Genomic DNA, 22,242 nt, shown 5'->3' with positions numbered 1-22,242 from the left:
CCGTCCCGGCCGCCGTGCGCGAGGCCCCCGCGGCGCGTGTCCGGACGGTGAGGAGTGGCTGTCCCGGGCGGGCGGTCGGCACGGACCCCGGCCCTTCGATCCGTTAAAGTCACGGTATGGCGACCCGTGATCCACGCTGGGTGTTGAAGGACCGCCCGTCGTTCGCGTTGATCACCGGGCTGGTCCTCACCGGCATCTGCGCCCTGGTCTCGTTCTCCTTCGACGTGATCAACGGCGAGCCGGTGCAGTTCTTCATCGCGCTCGGGCTCGCCCTGGCGCCGGTGCCGCTGCTCCTGGCCGCCGTGCTGGCGCTGGACCGCATGGAGCCGGAGCCGCGCAGCAACCTGATCTTCGCCTTCGCCTGGGGCGCGGGCATCGCCGTGCTGGTCGCCGGCGCGATCAACTCGCTCAACCTCCACTACTTCATCGACACCGCCAAGCTCTCGCCGACCAGCGCCCGCAACCTGGCGGCCACCTTCGGCGCGCCGGTGGTCGAGGAGACGATGAAAGGCCTGGTGCTGCTCGGCCTGCTGAAGTTCCGCCGGGCCGAGCTCGACGGCCCCACCGACGGCATCATCTACGCCAGCATGGTCGGCCTCGGCTTCGCCATGAGCGAGAACGTCAGCTACTACCTGTCGGCGCTCAACGGCAACGGCGTCAGCAGCCTGGCGGTCACCGTGGTGCTGCGCGGCATCCTGTCGCCGTTCGCCCATCCGCTGTTCAGCTCGATGATCGGGGTGGCCGTCGCCTACGCGGCCCAGCGGCAGGGGCCCGAGCGGGTCTTCCTGGTGCTGGCCGGGTGGTCGGGGGCGATGATCCTGCACGGCCTGTGGAACGGCCTGGCCTCCTACGGCGGCTTCCCGGGGCTCGTGGTGGCCTACCTGGCGCTGCTGGTGGTGCTGGTCGTGCTGATCGGCGTGGTGTTCCGCGACCGGCGGCGCATCGTCGCGCTCATCCAGACCTACCTGCCGCCGTACGAGCCGACCAAGCTGGTCGGGCCGGCCGACATCTACATGCTGTCCACGTTCGCCAGGCGCCGCCAGGCCAGGCAGTGGGCCAGGGCCTACGGCGGCAAGCGGGGCGTGCGCGCCATGCGCGACTACCAGCTCGCCGCCACCGAGCTGGGCCTGCTGCACGAGCGGGCGGCCCGCCACATCGTCGACGAGCAGGCCTTCCACGAGGAGCAGCGGGCCCTGCTGGAGTGCATGAGCACCGCCCGCGCCGACTTCCCGGTGCCGCCCGTGCACGCCCGCCGGATGGCCAGGGGCACCCCGCCGCCCGGCTACGCGCCCGGCGCGCCCGGCTGAGCCAGGATCTCGGTCAGCGAGACCTCGCGCGGCCCCGGGTAGACCGGGTCGGAGTGCAGCAGCAGCGCGTCCACGACGGCCTTGCCGGTGGCCAGCAGCTCCCGGGTGGCGTAGGCGTACGTGGTGGCCGCCCACTGGCGGGTGGAGTCGTCGCCGACGCCGAACGTCTCCAGCCCGGCCGTCCGGCACAGCGCGACGGCTCTCGGCAGGTGGAAGACCTGGGTGACGACGGTGACCCGCTCGGCGCCGAACACCCGGCGGGCCCGTACGCACGAGTCCCAGGTGTCGAAGCCGGCGTAGTCGAGCACGATCACGTCCGCCGGCACGCCCCTGCGCAGCAGGTAGTCGCGCATGGCGGTGGGCTCGTCGTAGTCCTTGCGGCTGTTGTCGCCCGACAGCAGCAGCGCCCGCACCTTGCCCGCCCGGTAGAGCTCGGCGGCCACGTCGAGCCGGCGGGCCAGCATGGGCGTGGGCTGCGTGCGCCACAGCCCGGCGCCGAGCACCAGCGCGGCCTGCGCGGGCGGCACCCGGCCCAGCCAGCCCCCCGTGTCGGCCACCACGCGGTGCGGCGAGCTGTCGAGCCAGGCCCAGGTCATGGGCGCCAGCGCGAGCACGCTGACCAGCACCAGCCCCTGGTAGGTACGGCGCAGCAGCCTGCGCGAGAGCCTAGGGAGTCGCACCACACCCCATACCATCGCACAACGGTCAGACCGGAACGGGCGCTTCCGTGTGAGCGGCGCCGGCCGGGGCCTCCAGCGGGCCTCTGGCGCGCAGCGAGGTGACCACCCGCAGCGCGGCGATCCACACCAGCGAGGCGCCGAGCACGTGCAGCAGCACCAGCGCGGCCGGCACGGCCAGGAAGTACTGGGTGTAGCCGATCACGCCCTGGGCCAGCTCCACCGCGAACAGCCCGAGCGCGGCCCGCCTGGCGGCCCGGGGCGCGCCGGTCACGCGCAGCGCGAACAGCAGCGCGAACGTCAGGCCGACGACGACGTAGACGATGTCGGCGTGCAGCCGGGCCACGGTCTCGATGTCGAAGCCGAACCGCGAGGCGATGACGTCGCCCGAGTGCGGGCCCGTGCCGCTGACCACCACGCCCGCCACCAGCAGCACCGCCGTGGCCGCGAGCAGCGCGTGGCCGAGCCGCCGGACGTCGCGGTGGGCGACCCCGGCGGCCGGGCCGTCGCCCTCGCCGGCGCGGGCGTAGAGCATCCAGCAGGCGGCGATCAGGGCCATGGAGATCAGGAAGTGCATGCCGACCGTGAACGGGCTGAGCGCGGTCCTGACCACCAGCCCGCCCCACAGGGCCTGGGCCAGCACGCCCGCCGGCTGCAACAGCGACAGGCGCACCAGGGCCCGCCTGCGCGGGACCAGGCGCAGCGCCGCGACGACGCACGCCGCGCCCACCGCCAGCACCAGGAACGTCAGCAGCCGGTTGCCGAACTCGATGAGCATCGTGAGCATCGACATCTCGGGATGGGCGACGGGCACGAAACTGTCGGGCGTGCACTTCGGCCAGGTCGGGCAGCCGAGCCCGGAACCGGTCACCCGCACGCCCGCGCCGGTCACCGCGATGCCCGCGTTGGCCACGACGGAGGCCACCGCCCAGCCGCGCATCGAGCGCGTGGTCGGCGCCCAGAACGAGCGCAGGGCGCGGACGAGGACGTTGGGACGGCCGGTGGATTCCTTCACGTCAACGATGGTACGGGCCAGGTGGGACGGTCCCGTCAGGGGCTTCTCCGGAACGTGACAATGTGACATGTTACTCCTGGCGGCTTCCTCGACCCGGTTCCCGGAGGGCTTCGAACTGTGATCACAACTGTCGACTACCACACGGGCGGTGAGCCGTTCCGGATCGTCACCGGAGGCGTCCCCGGCATCCCCGGGGCGGACGTGCTCACCCGGCGGGAGAACGCGCCCGCCCACGCCGACCACGTCAGGCGGCTGCTGTGCCACGAGCCGCGCGGGCACGCCGACATGTACGGCTGCTTCCTCGTCCCGCCCGACGACGCCGGGGCCCATCTCGGCGCGCTGTTCTGGCACAAGGACGGCTTCTCCACCGCCTGCGGGCACGGCACGATCGCCCTCGGGGCGTACGCGGTGCAGGAGGGGCTGGTCGCGGCCGATCCCGACGGGGAGACCGACGTGGTGGTGGACGTGCCGTCGGGGCGGGTCAGGGCGCGGGTGCGGTGCTCGGGCGGGCGGGTTGTGGGGGTGACGTTCGTGAGCGTGCCGTCGTACGTGATCGCCCGGGACGTGGCCGTCGCCGGAACCAAGGTTGATATTTCGTACGGCGGGGCGATTTATGCGTCTATTTCGGCTGGGGAGTTGGGTCTGTCCGTCGAGCCCCGCCATCTGACCGCCCTGGTCGGGCACGCCCGCCGCATCAAGGCCGCCCTGGCCGGCCACCCCGCCACCCGCCACCCCCGCGACGACCGCCTGTCCGGCGTCTACGGCGTCATCTTCCACGACGACCTGCCGGACGACGACCTGCCGGCCGCCGCCGCGCCGGACGGGGGATCGGCGGGCGGCGGATCGGCGGGCGGCGAGCTGCCGGGGGCCGGGCGGAGTGTCCGGCAGCGCAACGTCACCGTCTTCGCCGACGGCGAGGTGGACCGGTCGCCGTGCGGGTCGGGCACCGCCGCCAGGATGGCGCTGCTGCACGACGCGGGCCTGCGCGGCACCCTGGTGCACGAGAGCGTCGTCGGGTCCGTCTTCCTGGCCCGGGTGGCCGGGGTGACGGCCGAGGGGATCGTGCCGGAGATCGAGGGCATGGCCTACCGCACCGGCCGGCACGTCTTCGAGCTCGATCCCGCCGACCCGATCGGAACGGGGTTCACGCTGCGATGAGCGCGCTTCCCTACATTGACGGGCCCGTGCTGGAGCGGCTGGTGCCGGTCGGCCGCGCGGTGGCCGTCCTCGAACAGGCCCTGCGCGACGGGCTCGACCCCGAGCTGACGCCCCGGCGGCCGGCCGTGGACCTGCCGGCCGGGCAGCTCCTGCTCATGCCCGCCGCCGCCGGCCGCTACGCCGGGGTCAAGGCCGTCACCGTCACGCCCGCCAACCCCGGGCGCGGCCTGCCCCGCATCCAGGGGACGTACCTGCTGCTGGACGGCCCGACCCTGGCCCCGCTCGCCGCCCTGGACGGCATCGCGCTCACGTCCCTGCGCACGCCCGCCGTCTCGGCCCTGGCCGTCTCCTACCTGGCCGAGCCGGACGCGCGCCGCCTGGTGGTGTTCGGCAGCGGGCCGCAGGCGTACGGGCACGTCCTGGCCCTGCGCGAGGTGCGGCCGGTCGAGCACGTCACGATCGTGGGCCGCGACCCCGCCCGCGCCGCCGCCCTGGCCGCCCGCTGCCACGCCCTGGGCCTCACCGCCGAACCCCTGACCACCGAATCCCTGACGGCCGAACCCCTGACCACCGAACCCCTGACCACCGAACCCCTGACCGCCCAACCCCTGACGGCCGAACCCCCGACCGCCGGAACCCCCGCCGGTGCGCTGCCCGGTGCGGTGGCCGACGCGATCCGGGCCGCCGACCTCGTCGCCTGCTGCACCACGGCCGCGCGGCCGCTGTTCCCCGGTAAGCTCGCCCGGGACGGCGTCACCGTGGTCGCGGTCGGGTCGCACGAGCCCGGCGTCCGCGAGCTCGACGGCGACCTCGTCGCCCGCGCCACCGTGGTCGTCGAGGCCAGATCGGCCGCCCTGGAGGAAGCCGGCGACGTGATCATCCCGATCCGCCACGGTACGATCACCTCTGGTCATCTCGCCGGGAACCTCGCCGAGCTGATCGCCGGGAGGGTGGTGGCCGGTCCCGGCCCGCGGGTGTTCAAGAGCACGGGCATGGCGTGGCAGGACCTGGTGGTCGCCGCGGCCGCGTACGAGGCGTGGAAGTAGGAGGGGAAGGCGGATGGCTGCCGAGGACCGGCTCGACCTGCCGATGGTGGGGGAGCGGCAGAGTCTGCGCGAGCAGGTCGCGCACGCGCTGCGGGCCGCGCTGATCACCGGCGAGATGCGGCCAGGGGTGGTCTACTCCGCGCCCGTGCTCGCCGCGCAGTTCGGCGTCTCGGCCACGCCGGTCCGCGAGGCCATGCTCGACCTGGCCAAGGAGGGCCTGGTCGAGGCCGTGCGCAACAAGGGCTTCCGGGTGACCGAGCTGTCCGACCGCGACCTCGACGAGCTGACCCAGATCCGCGAGCTGATCGAGGTGCCCACCGTCTCGCGGCTGGCCGACAGTGCCCGCGCCGAGGAGTTCGAACGGCTGCGCCCGATCGCCGAGGAGATCGTCTCGGCCGCCGACCGGGCCGACCTGCTCGCCTACATCGACGCCGACCTGCGCTTCCATCTGGAGCTGCTGGCCCTGGCCGGGAACGTCCACCTGGTGGAGGTGGTGCGCGACCTGCGCAACCGGGCCCGGCTCTACGGCCTGTCGCAGCTGGCCGAGCGCGGCTCGCTGACCGACTCCGCCAGGGAGCACCTGGCCATGCTCGACGCGCTCAAGAGCGGCGACGGCAAGGCGGTCGGCCATCTGATGGGCGAGCACATCGGCCACGTCCGGGGCATCTGGGCCGAGCACTGACGGCTGCCGCGGTTCTTTACCGTCCGAATTAAGAGGGTTTGTCCGTTTTGCGGTAATGTGTTGGTGAAAGCTTTCACGAACTCGCCTTCCTGAAGGCCTCACCAGCCCGGTCACGCGGACGCCCGCGTCCGCTGACCTTCACCGGGCTCGGCGACCCGCCCACCTCAAGCCGAGCCCTCCGCCGCGCGCCCGAGAGATCCCCATCCCCGCGGGCGCGCGGCGGCACCTTCTCAGCCGCCCTCACCGCCCGGTGATCACCGCCCCGTCATCCGGGTCGAGCCGAGGCTGGCGGCCACGACGCACACGATCGCCGCCCACTGCTGCACGTGCAGGACCTCGCCCAGCACCAGCACGCCCGCCAGCGCCGCCACGGCCGGCTCCAGGCTCATCAGAATGCCGAACACGTGCTTGGGCATGCGCCGCAGCGCGTGCAGCTCCAGCGAGTACGGGATCACCGACGACAGCAGCCCCACCCCCAGCCCGATCAGCAGCAGCGACGGCTGGAGCAGGTCGGCGCCGCCGGTCGTGACGCCCACCGGCGCGATCACCAGGGTCGAGACGATCATCGCGAACGACAGCCCGGTCGTGCCGGGGAAACGCCGCCCGGCCGCCGCCGACAGCAGGATGTAGGCCGCCCAGCACGCGCCCGCCACCAGGGCGAACCCGATGCCGAGCCACCAGGCCGCCGACGCCTGCTGCCCCCAGGGCGCCAGCAGCGCCACGCCGAGCCCCGCCAGGCCGATCCAGGCCAGGTCGAGCCTGCGCCGGGAGGCGGCCACGGCCACGCCCAGCGGGCCGAGGAACTCGATCGCCACCGCGACGCCCATCGGCAGCCGCGACAGGGCCTCGTAGTACGACAGGTTCATCAGCGCGAGCGTCAGGCCGAAACCGGCCCCCACCGCCCAGTCGCGCCACCCCAGCCCCCGCAGCTTCGGCCTGGCCACCGCGGCCATGATCAGGCCGCCCGCCGCGATGCGCAGGAACACCACGGCGCTCGGCGGCAGGACGGCGAACAGGTTCTTGGCGAACGCGGCGCCGAGCTGCACCGAGACGATGGACAGCAGGACGAGCGACGAGGGCGGGATCGAGTCCGCGGCCTGGCGCAGCAGGCGGCCAGGACGGGGCAGCGCCGGGCGGCGATCGAAGGGATCGTCGAGGGCGAAGTCGGTCACGGAACTCCTCGCGCGGCAGGTGGGGCGGTCGTCCAGAGCGTACTGACCTCGGACGACATCTCCGCACGCGGGGGCCGCGCCCCTCACCCCCAGCGGAACGGCCGCCTCACTCCCAGCGGAACAGCCGTGAGACCAGCGCCAGGGTCAGCACCGCCCAGCCGGCCAGGACGAGCACCGGCCCCAGCGGCAGCGCCGCTCCCTGGGCGAGCACCGCGCGCAGGCCGCCGGTCAGCGCCGAGATCGGCAGCAGCTCCAGGACCGGCCGCGCGCCCTCGGGGAACTTCGACAGCGGGAACACCACCCCGCCCGCCCCCAGCAGCACCAGGTAGACCAGGTTGGCCGCGGCCAGCGTCGCCTCGGCCCGCAGCGTGCCCGCCATCAGCAGGCCGAGGCCGCTGAAGGCCGCCGTGCCGAGCACGACCAGCACCGCCGCGGCCAGGAACGACCCGTGGGGCCGCCAGCCCAGCGCCAGCCCGACGGCCACGATCACGGCCGCCTGGATGACCTCCACGGCCACCACCGCGGCCGTCTTGGCCAGCATGAGCCCGGCCCTGGACAGCGGGGTCGCGCCCAGCCGCTTGAGCACGCCGTAGCGGCGCTCGAAGCCCGTGCCGATGGCCTGCCCGGTGAAGGCCGTGGACATGACGGCCAGGGCCAGCACGCCCGGCACCAGGAAGTCGACCCGACGGCCGCCCCCGACGTCGACCAGCGGCGCCAGCGAGAAGCCGACCAGCAGCAGCACCGGGATGATCAGGGTGAGCAGGAGCTGCTCGCCGTTGCGGAGCATCGTGCGGACCTCCGAGCCGGCCTGCGCGAGCACCATGCGCGGGAACGGCGCGGCGCCCGGCGCGGGCGAGAGGTCGAGCACGGGGGTCATCGCAGCTCCCTGCCGGTCAGTTCGAGGAAGACGTCTTCGAGGGTACGGCGCTCGATGCGCAGGTCGTCGGCCGTGACGCCCTCCGCCGCGCACCAGGCCGTGACGGTGGCCAGCAGCTCGGGCCCCACCTGGCCCTCGATGATGTAGTGGCCGGCCGGCGACTCCTTGGCCGCGCTGCCCACCGGGAGCGCGTTGAGCAGCTCCTCCAGCGTGAGCCCCGGCCGGGCCCTGAACCTGAGCTGCCGCTCGGCCCCGGTCAGCGAGGCCGGGCTGCCCTCGGCCACCACGCGCCCCCTGTCGATGATCACGACGTGGTCGGCCAGCCGCTCGGCCTCCTCCATGTGGTGGGTGGTCAGCACCACCGACACCCCGGCGCCGCGCAGCTCGCCGACCAGGTCCCAGCAGGCGTGCCGGGCCTGCGGGTCGAGCCCGGCGGTCGGCTCGTCGAGGAACACCAGCTCCGGCCTGCCGATCACGGCCGCGGCCAGCGACAGCCGCTGCTGCTGGCCGCCCGACAGCCGCCGGTAGGGGGTGCGCGCGTGCTCGGCCAGCCCGAGCCGGGTCAGCAGCGCGCCGGGATCGTGGGGACGGGCGTAGAAGCGCGCGACCAGGCGCAGCCACTCGGCGCAGCGCATCGCCGGCGGCACCCCGCCCGCCTGGAGCATCACCCCGACGCGCGGGCGCAGCTCGGGCAGCGTGGGCGACATGCCGAGCACCCGCACCGTGCCGGAGTCGGCCTTGCGGAACCCCTCGCAGATCTCGACCGTGGACGTCTTGCCCGCGCCGTTGGGCCCGAGGACGGCGGTGACGGCGCCGCGGCCGGCCCGCAGGGTGAGGCCGTCGAGGGCGGTCCGGCCGCCGTAGCGTTTGACCAGGTCGACGATCTCGACGGCTGGGGAATCCATGGCCACGAGTTTAGGGACTGCGCCGGGCGGTCCGGCCCCCAGGTACGCGCCCGGCGAACGCCCGTCGGGCCGCCCTGCCCGGAAATGGACGGCCCTTGACCGGACCGTTCCCCGGAAAGGCGTGAGAACGGGGGGAAGCGCGGCGATGAGCCTCACATGTCGCGACGCAGTGGATACGACCCAGGAGTCCCGTGCTGGGTGGACCTGGCCAGCACCGACGTTCCCGGCTCGGCCCGGTTCTACGGGGATCTGTTCGGCTGGACGGCCGACATGGTCGACGACCCGGCGGCCGGCGGCTACGGGATGTTCGTCCACGAGGGCAGCAAGGTCGCCGGGATCGGCCCCGTCCGCGACGGCGGCTCGGCCTCGCTCTGGAACACCTACGTCGCCACCGACGACGCCGCCGCGCTGGCCGCCCGGGTCAGGGACGCCGGCGGCGCCGTCGTGGCGGAGCCCATGGAGGTCTTCGACGAGGGCACCATGGTCACCCTGCGGGCCCCCGACGGCTCCTGCGCCGGCGCCTGGCAGGCGGCCGCCCACGCGGGGGCGGAGCTGGTCAACGAGCCCGGCGCGTTCTGCTGGAACGAGCTGTGCACCCGGGACGCGCCGGCCGCCGAGCGCTTCTACTCGGCGGTCTTCGGCTGGACGTCGCGCACGTCCGACCTGGGCGGCATGGCCTACACCGAGTGGGTGGCGGGGGAGGCGGCCGTGGCGGGGATGATCCCGATGCCCGGCGAGGCTCCGGCGGAGCTGCCGTCGTTCTGGCTGACCTACTTCGCGGTCGCCGACCTCGACGCGGCCCTGCACGCCGCCGCCGAGGCGGGCGCCGACGTGCTCACCGGCGTGACCGAGGCGCCGCCCGGCAGGTTCGCGCAGCTCATCGATCCGCAGGGTGCGGCGTTCGCCGTCATCCAGCTCAACGAAACATCATGAAATATCTGATAACCGGGAATTAGGAGGACCGAATCCCGGTTTGATCCCTCGGCCCTCGTGGGTCATCGGCCTGCGAGGGGAAGGGGTTCAGGCATGTCCGTGGCAGAAGCCGCGTCCGCCGCCATTGGGAGCAAGGGCGAGACCAAGGGCGGGAGGCGGGGGCTGCTGCTGGTGATCCTGGGCGCGCTGTCGGCGATCGGCCCGCTGTCCATCGACATGTACCTGCCCGCCCTGCCCGCCATCACCGAGGAGATGCTCAGCGCTCCCGCGCAGGTCCAGCTCACCCTCACCGCCTGCCTGATCGGCGTCTCCGTCGGCCAGGTCGTCGCCGGCCCGGTCAGCGACGTGCGCGGGCGGCGCGTCCCGCTGATCGTGGGCGTGGCGGGGTTCATGGTGGCCTCGCTGCTGTGCGCGTTCGCGCCGTCGGTGCCCGTGCTGATCGTCCTGCGGCTGCTCCAGGGCGTCCTGGGCGGGGCGGCGCTGGTCATCGTCCGCGCGGTCGTCCGCGACCTGTACGACGGCGCCGCCATCGCCCGCATCTTCGCCACGCTCATGCTGGTCAGCGGCCTGGCGCCGATCCTCGCCCCCATCGCCGGGGCCCAGTTGCTGGCCTTCACCTCCTGGCGCGGCGTGTTCGTGGCGCTCAGCGTCGCCGGGCTCGTGCTGCTGCTGGCCGTGCTGCCGGGGGTGCGCGAGACGCTGCCCGCCGACCGGCGCGAGAGCGGCGGGCTGGCGCACACCGTGCGCACCTTCTGGCAGCTCCTGCGCGACCGCGCGTTCATGGGCTGCGCGCTCACCGCGGGGCTGGCCTTCGCGGCGATGTTCGGCTACATCTCCGGCTCGCCGTTCGTGCTCCAGCAGGTGTACGGCGCCACCCCGCAGCAGTACTCGCTCATCTTCGGGCTCAACGCGCTCGGCCTGACCGCGATGGCCCAGCTCGGCGGCCGCCTGTCGGGCCGCGTGGAGCCCGCCCGCCTGGTCGTCGTGGGGCTGGTCACCGGCCTGGTGGGCGCCGGGCTGCTGGTGACCGCCGCGCTGACCGGGCTCGGCCTGGCCGGCATCGTGGCGGGCCTGTTCGTGATCATGCTGGGTCAGGGGCTCGTCCTGCCCGGCACGGGCGCGCTCGCGCTGGCCGGGCAGCCCGCCCAGATCGCCGGCAGCGCCTCGGCGCTGCTCGGCGTGCTGCAGTTCGCGCTGGGCGCGCTGGCGGCCCCGCTGGTCGGCCTGGCGGGCGAGGGCACGGCCGTGCCGATGGCCTGCGTGATGCTCGGCCTGATCATCTGCTCCACGCTCGCGTTCGCGATCCTGGGACGCCGAAAGGTTAGGTAAGCCTTACCTGCGTGAGCAATTCCATTGGTGGCCTGCTCCGATTCATTTGTGCAGCGGGAAGGAATTACGGCACACTGATGTTGTGAAAAACATGCCCACGATCGAGCCCGGTAGCGAGCGCAGCACCCGCGCGCGCGTCGCCAGGCTCATCCTTGAGCATGGTCCCGTGACGGCCGCCTCGCTCGGCGAGCGGCTGGGGCTGACGCCCGCCGCGGTGCGCAGGCACCTCGACGCGTTGCTGGCCGAGGGAATGATAGAGCCTCGCACGGTCAGGCCGCGCGGTCAGCGCGGGCGCGGACGGCCCGCCAAGCTGTTCGCCATCACCGACGCGGGGCGCAGTGCTTTCGAGCACGCCTATGACGACCTCGCCGGGAGCGCACTCCGCTTCCTGGCCGAGCGCATGGGACGAGAAGCCGTGACCGACTTCGCCCGCTCGCAGGTGTCGAGCCTGCTGACGCGGCTGGAGCCGGTCATGCGGACGGTGCCGGCGGACCAGCGCGTACAGGTGCTGGCGCAGGCGCTGTCGGCAGAGGGGTACGCCGCCTCGGCCAGCAAGGCCAAGTCGGGCGGCGACCAGCTCTGCCAGCACCACTGCCCGGTGGCTCACGCGGCCGCGGAGTTCCCGCAGCTCTGCGAGGCCGAGACGGAGGCGTTCGCGCAACTGCTCGGCACCCCGGTGCAGCGCCTGGCCACGATCGCGCACGGCGACGGGGTCTGCACGACCCACGTGAGCCCCAAGTCGCTGGCTGAATCCGCACACAGAGACAAGAGCAAGGAGACCGGAAGGTGACTGTCACCGACCGCCCGGAGCTGGAAGGCCTCGGGAATTACAAGTTCGGCTGGGCCGACCCGGATGCCGCGGGCGCGGCGGCCAAGCGTGGCCTGTCCGAGGAGGTCGTCCGCAACATCTCCGCGCTCAAGAACGAGCCGGAGTGGATGCTCGACCTTCGCCTGAAGGGCCTCCGCCTGTTCGCCAAGAAGCCGCTGCCCACCTGGGGCTCCGACCTCACCGGCATCGACTTCGACAACATCAAGTACTTCGTGCGCTCGACCGAGAAGCAGGCCGCTTCCTGGGACGAGCTGCCCGCCGACATCAAGAACACCTACGACAAGCTCGGCATCCCCGAGGCGGAGAAGCAGCGCCTCATCGCCGGCGTCGCGGCCCAGTACGAGTCGGAGGTCGTCTACCACAAGATCCGTGAGGACCTTGAGGAGAAGGGCGTCATCTTCGTCGACACCGACACGGGCCTGAAGGAGCACGAGGAGCTCTTCAAGGAGTACTTCGGCTCGGTGATCCCGGTCGGCGACAACAAGTTCGCCGCGCTCAACACCGCCGTGTGGTCCGGTGGCTCGTTCATCTACGTGCCGCCGAACGTCGAGGTCGAGATCCCGCTGCAGGCCTACTTCCGGATCAACACCGAGAACATGGGCCAGTTCGAGCGGACGCTGATCGTCGTCGACGAGAACTCCTACGTCCACTACGTCGAGGGCTGCACCGCGCCGATCTACTCCTCCGACTCGCTGCACAGCGCGGTCGTGGAGATCATCGTGAAGAAGAACGCCCGCTGCCGTTACACGACCATCCAGAACTGGTCGAACAACGTCTACAACCTGGTCACCAAGCGCGCCGTCGCCTACGAGGGCGCGACCATGGAGTGGATCGACGGCAACATCGGCTCCAAGGTCACGATGAAGTACCCGGCCGTCTACCTGATGGGCGAGCACGCCAAGGGCGAGACGCTGAGCGTCGCCTTCGCCGGCGAGGGCCAGCACCAGGACGCCGGCTCCAAGATGGTGCACCTGGCGCCCAACACCAGCTCCAGCGTCATCTCCAAGTCGGTGGCGCGCGGCGGCGGCCGCACCTCCTACCGCGGTCTCGTGCAGATCGAGGAGGGCGCCCACGGCAGCGCCAGCACCGTCAAGTGCGACGCGCTCCTGGTCGACCAGATCAGCCGCTCCGACACCTACCCCTACGTCGACGTGCGCGAGGACGACGTCTCGATGGGCCACGAGGCCACGGTCTCCAAGGTCAGCGAGGACCAGCTCTTCTACCTCATGAGCCGCGGGCTCGGCGAGGACGAGGCCATGGCGATGATCGTGCGCGGCTTCGTCGAGCCGATCGCCCGCGAGCTGCCCATGGAATACGCGCTCGAGCTCAACCGGCTGATCGAGCTGCAGATGGAAGGAGCCGTCGGCTGATGGGCCTGAACGAGAAGCCCCTGTCGACCCTGCACGAGAAGGCGTCCTACGAACTGGGCGACTTCGAGGTCCCGACCGGGCGCGAGGAGTCGTGGCGCTTCACGCCGCTGTCCCGCCTGAAGGGCCTGCACAACGGCAAGGCCGACCCCGTGGGCCACGTGCGCCTCGACGTCGAGGCCGCGCCCGAGGTCGTCGTCGAGACGGTCGGGCGCGACGACGCCCGCGTCGGCAAGGCGTTCACGCCCACCGACCGGGTCAGCGCGCAGGCGTGGAACAGCTTCGAGAAGGCGACCGTGATCACGGTGCCGCGCGAGGCCGTCACGTCGAGGCCGACCGTGCTCACCCTGACCGGTGAGGGCGACGGCGCCGCCTACGGCCACATCGTGGTCAAGGTGGAGCCGATGGCCGAGGCCGTGGTCGTGCTCGACCACAAGGGCAGCGCCGTCTACGCCGACAACATCGAGTTCGTCGTCGGCGACGGCGCCAACCTCAAGGTCGTCAGCCTCCAGGACTGGGACGACGACGCCGTGCACGTCTCCCACCACCACGCCCAGCTCGCCAAGGACGCGACCTTCCGCAGCTTCGTGGTGACCCTCGGCGGCGACCTGGTCCGGCTCTCGCCCAGCGTGGCCTACACCGCGCCCGGCGGCGACGCCGACATGTCCGGCGTCTACTTCGTCGACGCCGGTCAGCACCTGGAGCACCGCCTCCTGGTCGACCACTCCCAGCCCAACTGCAAGAGCAACGTCGACTACCGCGGCGCGCTGCAGGGCCAGGACGCGCACGCCGTCTGGATCGGCGACGTGATCATCAGGGTCGAGGCCGAGGGCACCGACACCTACGAGCTCAACCGCAACCTCATCCTCACCGACGGCGCCCGCGCCGACTCGGTCCCCAACCTGGAGATCCTCACCGGCGAGGTCGCCGGAGCCGGGCACGCCTCGGCCTCGGGCCGCCTCGACGACGAGCACATCTTCTACCTCCAGGCCCGCGGCATCCCCTACGACGAGGCCCGCCGCCTGGTCATCAGGGGCTTCCTCGGCCAGCTCATCGAGAAGATCCAGATCGAGGAGATCCGCGACCGCGTGCTGGCCGCGGTGGAGGCGGAGCTCGCGCGATGAGTTTCGAGAAGGTCTGCCAGGTCGCCGACATCCCCGACGGCGGCGTCATCGGCGTCGAGGTCGGGGAGACCCCGGTGGCGCTGGTGCGCAAGGGCGCCGACGTCTTCGCCCTGCACGACGTCTGCTCGCACGCCGAGGTGAAGCTCAGCGAGGGCGAGGTCTACGACGGCACGCTGGAGTGCTGGCTGCACGGCTCGTGCTTCGACGTGCGCTCCGGCAAGCCCACCGGCCCGCCCGCCACCAAGCCCGTGAACGTCTACACAGTCAAGATCGACGGCGACGACGTCCTCGTCTCGCTCTCGAAGGAGTCATAAACGTGTCCACCCTAGAGATCCGTGACCTCAAGGTCGCCGTCGAGGACAAGGAAATCCTGCGCGGCGTCAACCTGACGGTGAAGTCCGGCGAGACGCACGCCATCATGGGCCCCAACGGCTCGGGCAAGTCCACCCTCGCCTACGCGATCGCCGGTCACCCCAAGTACACGATCACCGGCGGCCAGGTGCTGCTCGACGGCGTCGACCTGCTGGAGCTGTCGGTCGACGAGCGCGCCCGCGCCGGCCTGTTCCTCGCCATGCAGTACCCGGTCGAGGTCCCCGGCGTGTCGGTGTCGAACTTCCTGCGCTCGGCCGTCACCTCGGTCCGCGGCGAGGCGCCCAAGCTGCGCGAGTTCGCCAAAGACCTCAAGGCCGGCATGGACGCCCTGTCCATCGACGCCGCCTTCGCCCAGCGCAACCTCAACGAGGGCTTCTCCGGCGGCGAGAAGAAGCGCCACGAGATCCTCCAGCTCGAGCTGCTCAAGCCGAAGATCGCCGTGCTCGACGAGACCGACTCCGGCCTCGACGTCGACGCGCTGCGGGTGGTCTCCGAGGGCATCAACCGCTTCCGCTCCACGGGTGAGACCGGCGTGCTGCTGATCACCCACTACACCCGCATCCTGCGCTACGTGAAGCCCGACTTCGTGCACGTCTTCGCCGGCGGCCGGATCGTCGAGGAGGGCGGGCCGGAGCTGGCCGACAAGCTCGAGGCCGAGGGCTACGAGCAGTACACGAAGGCATCTGCATGACTTCCACCAGCTTGGACGTGGAGAAGATCAGGAAGGACTTCCCGATCTTCTCCCGCGAGCTGCCCGACGGGCGCCCGCTCGTCTACCTGGACTCGGGCAACTCCTCGCAGAAGCCCAACCAGGTCATCGACACCATGCGCGACCACCTGGCGCTGCACTACAGCAACGTCGGGCGGGCCATGCACGTGCTCGGCTCGGAGTCGACCGAGGCGTACGAGAGCGCGCGCGACAAGGTGGCGGCGTTCGTCGGGGCGGGCTCGCGCGATGAGGTGATCTTCACCAAGAACGCCTCCGAGGCCCTCAACCTCGTGGCCTACTCCTTCGGCAACCCCGCCAACAGCGACCCCCGCTTCACCCTGGGCCCCGGCGACGAGATCGTCATCTCCGAGATGGAGCACCACTCCAACATCGTGCCGTGGCAGATGCTCGCGCAGCGCACCGGAGCGACGCTGAAGTGGTTCGGCGTCACCGACGACGGGCGGCTCGACTTCGACCCGGCCCTCGTCACCGAGCGGACGAAGATCGTCTCGATCGCCCACCAGTCGAACGTGCTCGGCACGGTCAACCCGGTCACCGCCGTTGCCGCGCGGGCGCACGAGGTCGGCGCGCTGATCATGCTCGACGCCTCGCAGTCCGTGCCGCACCACCCGGTGGACATGGCCGCGCTGGGCGCCGACTTCGTGGCCTTCACCGGTCACAAGATGGTCGGCCCTTCGGGCATCGGCGTGCTGTGGGGCCGTACCGAGCTGCTGGAGGCCATGCCGCCGTTCCTGGGCGGCGGCGAGATGATCGAGGCGGTCTGGATGGACCGCTCGACGTACGCGCCGATCCCGCACAAGTTCGAGGCCGGCACGCCGCCCATCGTCGAGGCGATCGGTCTCGGCGCGGCGGTCGACTACCTCACCGCGGTCGGCATGGACGCCATCGAGGCGCACGAGCGCTCGCTGACGGCCTACGCCCTCGATGCCCTGCGCGAGGTGCCGTCGCTGCGGCTGATCGGGCCCGACTCCCTCGACCAGCGCGGCAGCACGCTGTCGTTCACGCTGGAAGGCATACACCCCCACGATGTGGGGCAGATCCTGGACGACCAGTTCGGCGTCGCCGTGCGGGTCGGGCACCACTGCGCGCGCCCGCTGCACCTGCGGTTCGGAATACCGGCGACCACGCGGGCGTCGTTCTACCTGTACAACACCACGGGCGAGATCGACGCCCTGGTGCGCGGCCTCCATCACGTTCAGAAGGTGTTCGCATAGCCATGATCGGCGAGTCGATGTACCAGGAGCTGATCCTGGAACACTACAAGCACCCGCAGGGGCGGGGGCTGCGCGAGCCGTACGACGCCGAGGTTCACCACGTGAACCCGACGTGCGGCGACGAGATCACGCTGCGGGTCAGGGTGGGCGACGCCGGTAAGATCGAAGACGTCTCCTACGACGGCCAGGGCTGCTCGATCAGCCAGGCGGCCGCCTCCGTGCTGCACGAGCTGGCCACCGGCTCGACGGTCGAGGAGTCGCTGTCGGTGGTCGACGAGTTCACCAGGCTCATGCAGGGCCGGGGGCAGGTCGAGGCCGACGAGGAGGTGCTCGGGGACGCGGTGGCGTTCGCGGGCGTGGCCAAGTTCCCGGCACGCGTCAAGTGCGCGCTGCTGTCGTGGATGGCCTACAAGGACGCTGTGGTGAGGAGTGCCCAATGAGCAAGCCAGTGGAGACTCCGACCGGCTTCGACGGTGACACCACCGTCGAAGAGGTCATGGAGGCGCTCAAAGACGTCGTCGACCCCGAGCTCGGCATCAACGTCGTCGACCTGGGGCTCATCTACGGGCTCAACCTCGACCCGTCCGACGCCGGTCAGCCGGTGGCCACCATCGACATGACGCTGACCAGCGCGGCCTGCCCGCTGACCGACGTCATCGAGGACCAGGCCCACTCCGCCCTGGAGGGCATGGTCTCCGACGTCAAGATCAACTGGGTCTGGCTGCCGCCGTGGGGCCCCGACAAAATCACTGACGAGGGGCGTGAGCAGCTCCGTATGCTAGGCTTCAACGTCTGATCTTTCTAGCTGTAACGGCTGGCGTTGGGCGTCAGCCGTTTCAGTGTGCCAACGAAGGGTTTCGGAAGGTCCGTACCCAGCCAGGGAATATCCGATAACATCCCCGGCGTTGGCACCAGGTATACACCAGACGCCTCATCTCGCGTCATCGCGCCGCCTGCGGCCGGTGCCCCGGTGTATCCCCCCTGTGAAGTCCCGCCACGATGGCGGGCGTACTGCAACGTGTACGGCATCAGGCCGTATGTCCCGGCTCGTCCTTTCGCAGAAGTGACGCGCCACTTCGACTGAAAGGCACGAATTTCGTGACCATGCTTGACGCTGTCATGCCCGCGTTCGACGAGACCGCCCCCGAGACGGGCCCGTCCGAGTTCGAACTGCTCGGCCTTCCCAAGCCGCTCATCAGCGGTCTGGCCAAGCAGGGCATCGACAGCCCGTTCCCCATCCAGAGTGCGACGATCCCCGACGTGCTCGCCGGCCATGACGTCCTGGGCCGTGGCCAGACCGGCTCGGGCAAGACCCTGGCCTTCGGTTTGCCGACCATGGCTCGCATCGCGGGGGTGCGGCCCGCCGCCGGCCACCCGCGCGCGATGATCCTTGTGCCCACCCGTGAGCTGGCCCTTCAGGTGCACGACGCGCTCGAACCGCTCGGCCGCGGCCTCGGGCTGCGGATGAAGGTCGTCGTGGGCGGCATGTCCATGGGCAAGCAGATCGAGGCTTTGCGCCGCGGCGTCGACATCGTGATCGCCACCCCGGGCCGCCTGGGCGACCTGATCCGGCAGGGCGAGTGCTCGCTGGCGCAGGTCGAGGTCTCCGTCCTCGACGAGGCCGACCACATGTGCGACCTCGGCTTCTTCCCCGTCGTCACCGAGCTGCTGGCCCAGACCCCGACCGACGGGCAGCGCCTGCTGTTCTCGGCCACCCTCGACGGCGACGTCGACAAGCTGGTGCGCCGCTTCCTCAAGGACCCGATCACCCACTCCGTGGCCCCGGCGACCTCGCCGGTCGACACCATGGAGCACCACGTGATGCAGGTCACGCGGGACGACAAGTTCGACGTCACGGCCGAGATCGCCAACCGCGAGGGCCGTACGATCATCTTCGTCCGCACCCAGCACGGCGTCGACCGGCTGTGCAAGCAGCTCGCCCGGGTCGGCATCAAGGCCGGCGGCCTGCACGGCGGCAAGCGCCAGAACCAGCGCACCCGCATCCTGGCCGAGTTCCGCGAGGGCTCGATCAACGTGCTGGTCTGCACCGACGTCGCGGCCCGCGGCATCCACGTCGACAACATCAGCCTGGTGCTGCACGTCGACCCGCCGCAGGACCACAAGAGCTACCTGCACCGCGGCGGCCGTACCGCCCGTGCGGGCGAGAAGGGCACCGTCGTCACCCTGGTGCTGCCCAACGAGCGCCGCTCGACCGACGCCCTGACCAGGCGCGCCGGCATCCACCCGTTCCGGCTCAAGGCCACCCCGGGGCACCCCCGGCTGGCCGAGGTGGCCGGGGCCAGGACGCCGAGCGGCGAGGCCATCCCCGTGTGGGAGCCCGACGTGCGCAAGCCGCTGCGCCCGCGCCGCGAGGGCGGTCACGGCGGCGCCGAGCGCCGGGGCGGGCGTCGTCCGCGCCGCGAGTTCGACGGCGAGCGCCGTCCGCGCCGGCACGAGGACGGCACCTTCGCCGGCGGCGACGACCGTCGTCCGCGCCGTCACGAGGAGTCCGGCGAGGACCGTCGTCCGCGCCGGCACGCCGAGGGCGAGCGGCCGTTCGGCGGCGGGCAGCGTCCGGCCGAGCCGCGCACGTTCGGCGACGACCGCAGGCGTGGCGAGCGGCCGCGCGGCGGTTTCCGCTCCGACGACCGTCCCGCCCGTCAGGACGACCGCGGCGGTTTCCGCTCCGACGAGCGTCCCGCCCGTCAGGACGACCGTGGTGGCTTCCGTTCCGACGACCGCCCGTTCCGTCAGGACGACCGCGGCTACCGGTCCGAGGGGCCGCGTGGCGGCGGGTTCCGTGACGGCCAGCGTGGCGGCGGCGGCTTCCGCTCCGACGACCGCGGCCGCTTCGGCGCCGATCGTGGCCGCCCGTTCTCGGGCGACCGTGACCGGCCCGCCCGCTCCGACGAGCGCGCCCCCCGCGACGGCTTCCGCTCCGGCGGCGGCTTCCGTCCCGAGGAGCGCGGCAACGGCGGGTTCCGCCGCAACAACGGCGGCCGCCGCTTCGAGCGCTGATCCCGCCCGGAGCCGCTGAACGACCAGGCCCGTCGCACCTCCCGCAGGGGAGGGGCGACGGGCTTCGCCGTTCCCTGAGGGCTAGGAGGTCAGGACGTCGAGAGCCCGGTCGACGTCGTCGACGGTGTTGTAGACGTGGAAGCCCGCGCGCACCCGGCCGGCGCGCACCGCGGCGCGGATGCCGGCCGCCGCCAGCCGCTCGCCCGGCGCCTCCACCGACACGATCGCCGAGTCGGACGGCTCCAGCCCGAGCCCGGCCCTGAACCGGTTGGCCAGCTCGACGTCGTGCTCGTGGACGCGCTGGGCGCCGATCTCGTTGAGCAGTTCGAGCGCGGGCGCCGCGCCGACGTAGCAGAACCAGGCCGGCGACAGGTCGAAGGCGCGGGCGTCGGCGGCCAGCCGCAGCGGCGGCCCGTAGTAGGAGCCGCCCGGATCGTCGCCGGCGTACCAGTTGGCCGCCAGCGGGCGCATCCGGGAGCGCACCCGGGGCGACAGGTACCCGAACGCGGCCCCGCGCGGCGCCATGAGCCACTTGTAGGCCGCGCACGCCAGCACGTCGATCCCGTCGGCCACCGACACCGGCAGCCACCCGCACGCCTGCGAGCCGTCGGCGATGACCAGCGCGTCGTGGGCGCGGGCGGCGGCGACGACGTCGTGCAGCGGCGTCACGTAGCCGGTGGCCGACTGCACGAGGCTGAAGGCGACGGCGTCGGTGCGGCTCGTGACGGCGTCGGCCAGGCGCTCGGCGGGCACGGTCTCGACCTCGGCCGCCACCGCCCACGGGAACAGGTTGCTGGTGAACTCGATCTCCGGCACCAGCACCCGCGCCCCCGGCGGCAGCGCGGTCGCCACCGTGGACATGATCTGCGACACCGTCGAGCCGACCGTCACGTCGGCCGGTTCGGCGCCGACCAGGTGGGCGAAGGCCGTGCGGGCCCGGCCGACGGAGGCGTCCCAGGGCGCCCAGTCGCCGCTGCCGTGCCGCCACTCGGTGAGCACGGCCTGCAACTCCTCGAAGGCCGGGCGGGGCGGAAGGCCGTACGAAGGGGTGTTGAACCAGCCGGGATCGGCGTCCCAGAGCTTGCCCACGGTCGCGATGTCCATGACCACCAGCCTAGAACGGCCCTCCGGAGACCGAACGGCCCCCGGACGACGGGCCGGAAGCGGCCGTCTCGCGTGGCGGACTCCGGGCGGCGTCACCGCCGCGCGCAGACTAGGCTTGTCAGGCACGCCAACCGACCGACGAGAGAGACCATGAAGACCTTCGAAGAGCTGTTCGCCGAGCTGTCAGACAAGGCGCGTACCAGGCCCGCGGGCTCGGGCACCGTGGCCGCGCTCGACGCCGGCGTGCATGCCATCGGCAAGAAGGTCGTCGAGGAGGCCGCCGAGAGCTGGATGGCCGCCGAGCACGAGTCGAACGACAGGGCGGCGGAGGAGATCTCCCAGCTCCTCTACCACGTGCAGGTGCTCATGATCGCCAAGGGCATCGGGCTCGACGAGGTGTACAAGCATCTCTAGGGCGCCTCGCGCCCGCTTCCGGAGTCCCGTCGACCATGAGTGAGGAAGAAGACCCGAACATGCTGCGTCTGGCCGTACCGAACAAGGGCGCGCTCAGCGAAGCCGCCCAGAACATGCTCAAGGAGGCCGGCTACCGGTCCCGCAGGGACAGCAAGGAGCTCGTCGTCGTCGACGAGGACAACGGCTGCGAGCTGTTCTTCCTGCGTCCCCGTGACATCGCCGTCTACGTCGGGGAGGGCACCCTCGACCTCGGCATCACCGGCCGCGACATGCTGATCGACTCCGGCGCGCCGGTGGAGGAGATCATGCCGCTCGGCTTCGGCGGCTCCACCTTCCGCCTGGCCGCCAAGGCGGGCACGATGTCGTCGGTCAAGGACCTCGACGGGCAGCGCATCGCCACCTCCTACGCGGGGCTGCTCGACAAGTACCTGTCCGACCAGGGCGTCGACGCCCGCGTGATCAAGCTCGACGGCGCCGTCGAGACCGCGATCCGGCTCGGCGTGGCCGACGCGGTCGCCGACGTCGTGGAGACCGGCACCACGCTGCGCAACGTCGGCCTGGAGGTGTTCGGCGAGCCGATCATGCGCTCCGAGGGCGTGCTGATCAAGCGGCAGAGCGCGCCGGAGACGCCGGGCATGGGGCAGCTCGTCCGCCGCCTGCAGGGCGTCGTGCACGCCCGCGACTTCGTGATGATGGACTACGACATCCGCGCCGAGCGCATCGAGGAGGCCATCGCCCTCACGCCCGGCATGGAGGGGCCCACGGTCTCGCCGCTCCACCGCGAGGGCTGGGTCGCCGTCCGGGCCATGGTCCGGCGCAAGGGCCACCAGCAGGTGATGGACCAGCTCTGGGACATCGGCGCGCGGGCCATCCTGGTCACCGACATCTACGCCTGCCGCCTCTGACAAATGTCACGCCCAACCCCGGAAGGATCACACTAACGGGGGAAAGGCCGCGCCCGTAGCGTTT

23 protein-coding genes are annotated in these 22,242 nt (G+C 71.9%); 17 read left to right on the top strand and 6 right to left on the bottom strand.

Annotation, left to right across the window (positions count from 1 at the left end; all coding sequences use genetic code 11):
• The first annotated feature begins 116 nt into the window (after window positions 1–116).
• Window positions 117–1,307 carry a PrsW family intramembrane metalloprotease gene (locus ACIBQ8_RS35200; RefSeq protein ID WP_397177211.1) on the top strand — a complete coding sequence of 397 codons (1,191 nt, stop codon included), beginning with the start codon at window positions 117–119 and terminating at the stop codon, window positions 1,305–1,307.
• On the opposite strand, the gene ACIBQ8_RS35195 is transcribed toward ACIBQ8_RS35200, so the two are convergent.
• Together ACIBQ8_RS35195 and ACIBQ8_RS35190 are read right to left on the bottom strand one after the other, a co-directional pair.
• On the bottom strand, window positions 1,283–1,990 hold the full coding sequence (locus tag ACIBQ8_RS35195) for a vancomycin high temperature exclusion protein (protein ID WP_397177213.1): 708 nt from the start codon (window positions 1,988–1,990) through the stop codon (window positions 1,283–1,285). The genes ACIBQ8_RS35200 and ACIBQ8_RS35195 overlap by 25 nt on opposite strands.
• 22 nt (window positions 1,991–2,012) lie before the next feature.
• Window positions 2,013–2,999: a heme A synthase gene (locus ACIBQ8_RS35190; protein ID WP_397194130.1), complete on the bottom strand. Its 987-nt coding sequence runs from the start codon at window positions 2,997–2,999 to the stop codon at window positions 2,013–2,015.
• Between the two features lie 117 nt (window positions 3,000–3,116).
• On the opposite strand from ACIBQ8_RS35190, the gene ACIBQ8_RS35185 reads away from it, so the two are divergent.
• Genes ACIBQ8_RS35185 through ACIBQ8_RS35175 form a run of 3 tightly spaced genes read left to right on the top strand, consistent with a single transcriptional unit; the run spans window position 3,117 to window position 5,885 of the window.
• Entirely contained in the window at window positions 3,117–4,157 is a 1,041-nt protein-coding gene (locus ACIBQ8_RS35185) for a proline racemase family protein (RefSeq protein ID WP_397194129.1), read from the top strand.
• Window positions 4,154–5,203 (top strand): ornithine cyclodeaminase family protein, encoded by a 1,050-nt coding sequence (locus tag ACIBQ8_RS35180; protein WP_397194128.1) that lies wholly within the window; start codon window positions 4,154–4,156, stop codon window positions 5,201–5,203. The genes ACIBQ8_RS35185 and ACIBQ8_RS35180 overlap by 4 nt, the downstream gene beginning before the upstream one ends.
• Window positions 5,204–5,216: 13 nt before the next feature.
• Window positions 5,217–5,885, top strand: coding sequence for a GntR family transcriptional regulator (locus ACIBQ8_RS35175; protein WP_352364390.1), 669 nt, complete (start codon window positions 5,217–5,219; stop codon window positions 5,883–5,885).
• A 254-nt stretch (window positions 5,886–6,139) separates the two neighbouring features.
• Here the strand turns inward: ACIBQ8_RS35175 and ACIBQ8_RS35170 are convergent, their stop codons facing one another.
• The 3 genes from ACIBQ8_RS35170 to ACIBQ8_RS35160 form a co-directional block, all read right to left on the bottom strand.
• The gene (locus tag ACIBQ8_RS35170) at window positions 6,140–7,057 is read right to left on the bottom strand and encodes an EamA family transporter (protein WP_352328758.1); all 918 of its coding nucleotides are present in this window, start codon (window positions 7,055–7,057) and stop codon (window positions 6,140–6,142) included.
• A 106-nt stretch (window positions 7,058–7,163) separates the two neighbouring features.
• Window positions 7,164–7,934 (bottom strand): ABC transporter permease, encoded by a 771-nt coding sequence (locus tag ACIBQ8_RS35165; protein ID WP_357983327.1) that lies wholly within the window; start codon window positions 7,932–7,934, stop codon window positions 7,164–7,166.
• Window positions 7,931–8,839 carry an ABC transporter ATP-binding protein gene (locus ACIBQ8_RS35160; protein ID WP_352364386.1) on the bottom strand — a complete coding sequence of 303 codons (909 nt, stop codon included), beginning with the start codon at window positions 8,837–8,839 and terminating at the stop codon, window positions 7,931–7,933. The genes ACIBQ8_RS35165 and ACIBQ8_RS35160 overlap by 4 nt, the downstream gene beginning before the upstream one ends.
• 156 nt (window positions 8,840–8,995) lie before the next feature.
• Between ACIBQ8_RS35160 and ACIBQ8_RS35155 the strand changes: the two genes are divergently transcribed.
• From ACIBQ8_RS35155 to ACIBQ8_RS35105, 11 genes are all read left to right on the top strand, one after another.
• Complete coding sequence (locus ACIBQ8_RS35155) at window positions 8,996–9,772, top strand: VOC family protein (protein ID WP_397194127.1); 777 nt, start codon at window positions 8,996–8,998, stop codon at window positions 9,770–9,772.
• A 93-nt stretch (window positions 9,773–9,865) separates the two neighbouring features.
• The gene (locus ACIBQ8_RS35150) at window positions 9,866–11,101 is read left to right on the top strand and encodes a multidrug effflux MFS transporter (protein ID WP_397177223.1); all 1,236 of its coding nucleotides are present in this window, start codon (window positions 9,866–9,868) and stop codon (window positions 11,099–11,101) included.
• Window positions 11,102–11,192: 91 nt separating this feature from the next.
• Window positions 11,193–11,891: a metalloregulator ArsR/SmtB family transcription factor gene (locus tag ACIBQ8_RS35145; protein WP_352328768.1), complete on the top strand. Its 699-nt coding sequence runs from the start codon at window positions 11,193–11,195 to the stop codon at window positions 11,889–11,891.
• Window positions 11,888–13,300, top strand: coding sequence for a Fe-S cluster assembly protein SufB (gene sufB, locus ACIBQ8_RS35140; protein WP_352364380.1), 1,413 nt, complete (start codon window positions 11,888–11,890; stop codon window positions 13,298–13,300). The genes ACIBQ8_RS35145 and sufB overlap by 4 nt, the downstream gene beginning before the upstream one ends.
• Window positions 13,300–14,421: a Fe-S cluster assembly protein SufD gene (gene sufD / locus ACIBQ8_RS35135; protein WP_397177225.1), complete on the top strand. Its 1,122-nt coding sequence runs from the start codon at window positions 13,300–13,302 to the stop codon at window positions 14,419–14,421. The genes sufB and sufD overlap by 1 nt, the downstream gene beginning before the upstream one ends.
• Window positions 14,418–14,735, top strand: coding sequence for a non-heme iron oxygenase ferredoxin subunit (locus tag ACIBQ8_RS35130; RefSeq protein WP_352325535.1), 318 nt, complete (start codon window positions 14,418–14,420; stop codon window positions 14,733–14,735). Before sufD ends, ACIBQ8_RS35130 begins: the two co-directional genes overlap by 4 nt.
• Window positions 14,736–14,737: 2 nt before the next feature.
• Entirely contained in the window at window positions 14,738–15,484 is a 747-nt protein-coding gene (gene sufC, locus ACIBQ8_RS35125) for a Fe-S cluster assembly ATPase SufC (RefSeq protein WP_352325533.1), read from the top strand.
• Window positions 15,481–16,737 carry a cysteine desulfurase gene (locus tag ACIBQ8_RS35120; RefSeq protein ID WP_397177227.1) on the top strand — a complete coding sequence of 419 codons (1,257 nt, stop codon included), beginning with the start codon at window positions 15,481–15,483 and terminating at the stop codon, window positions 16,735–16,737. The genes sufC and ACIBQ8_RS35120 overlap by 4 nt, the downstream gene beginning before the upstream one ends.
• Before the next feature lie 2 nt (window positions 16,738–16,739).
• Complete coding sequence (sufU, locus tag ACIBQ8_RS35115) at window positions 16,740–17,177, top strand: Fe-S cluster assembly sulfur transfer protein SufU (RefSeq protein WP_352325531.1); 438 nt, start codon at window positions 16,740–16,742, stop codon at window positions 17,175–17,177.
• The gene (locus tag ACIBQ8_RS35110; protein WP_352325530.1) at window positions 17,174–17,533 is read left to right on the top strand and encodes a metal-sulfur cluster assembly factor; all 360 of its coding nucleotides are present in this window, start codon (window positions 17,174–17,176) and stop codon (window positions 17,531–17,533) included. The genes sufU and ACIBQ8_RS35110 overlap by 4 nt, the downstream gene beginning before the upstream one ends.
• A gap of 308 nt (window positions 17,534–17,841) precedes the next feature.
• Window positions 17,842–19,755, top strand: coding sequence for a DEAD/DEAH box helicase (locus ACIBQ8_RS35105; protein WP_397194126.1), 1,914 nt, complete (start codon window positions 17,842–17,844; stop codon window positions 19,753–19,755).
• A gap of 81 nt (window positions 19,756–19,836) precedes the next feature.
• Here ACIBQ8_RS35105 and ACIBQ8_RS35100 read toward each other — a convergent pair whose 3' ends face one another.
• Window positions 19,837–20,859: an aminotransferase class V-fold PLP-dependent enzyme gene (locus tag ACIBQ8_RS35100; protein WP_397194125.1), complete on the bottom strand. Its 1,023-nt coding sequence runs from the start codon at window positions 20,857–20,859 to the stop codon at window positions 19,837–19,839.
• Window positions 20,860–21,009: 150 nt separating this feature from the next.
• On the opposite strand from ACIBQ8_RS35100, the gene ACIBQ8_RS35095 reads away from it, so the two are divergent.
• Both ACIBQ8_RS35095 and hisG read left to right on the top strand, forming a co-directional pair.
• Window positions 21,010–21,273: a phosphoribosyl-ATP diphosphatase gene (locus tag ACIBQ8_RS35095; protein WP_189652386.1), complete on the top strand. Its 264-nt coding sequence runs from the start codon at window positions 21,010–21,012 to the stop codon at window positions 21,271–21,273.
• Window positions 21,274–21,332: 59 nt separating this feature from the next.
• Window positions 21,333–22,178, top strand: coding sequence for an ATP phosphoribosyltransferase (gene hisG, locus ACIBQ8_RS35090; protein WP_352325534.1), 846 nt, complete (start codon window positions 21,333–21,335; stop codon window positions 22,176–22,178).
• Window positions 22,179–22,242 lie beyond the last annotated feature (64 nt).

It is taken from the genome of Nonomuraea sp. NPDC049646 (assembly GCF_044465525.1).
Classification (GTDB): domain Bacteria; phylum Actinomycetota; class Actinomycetes; order Streptosporangiales; family Streptosporangiaceae; genus Nonomuraea.
This window is presented reverse-complemented; position numbering and strand designations above follow the sequence as displayed.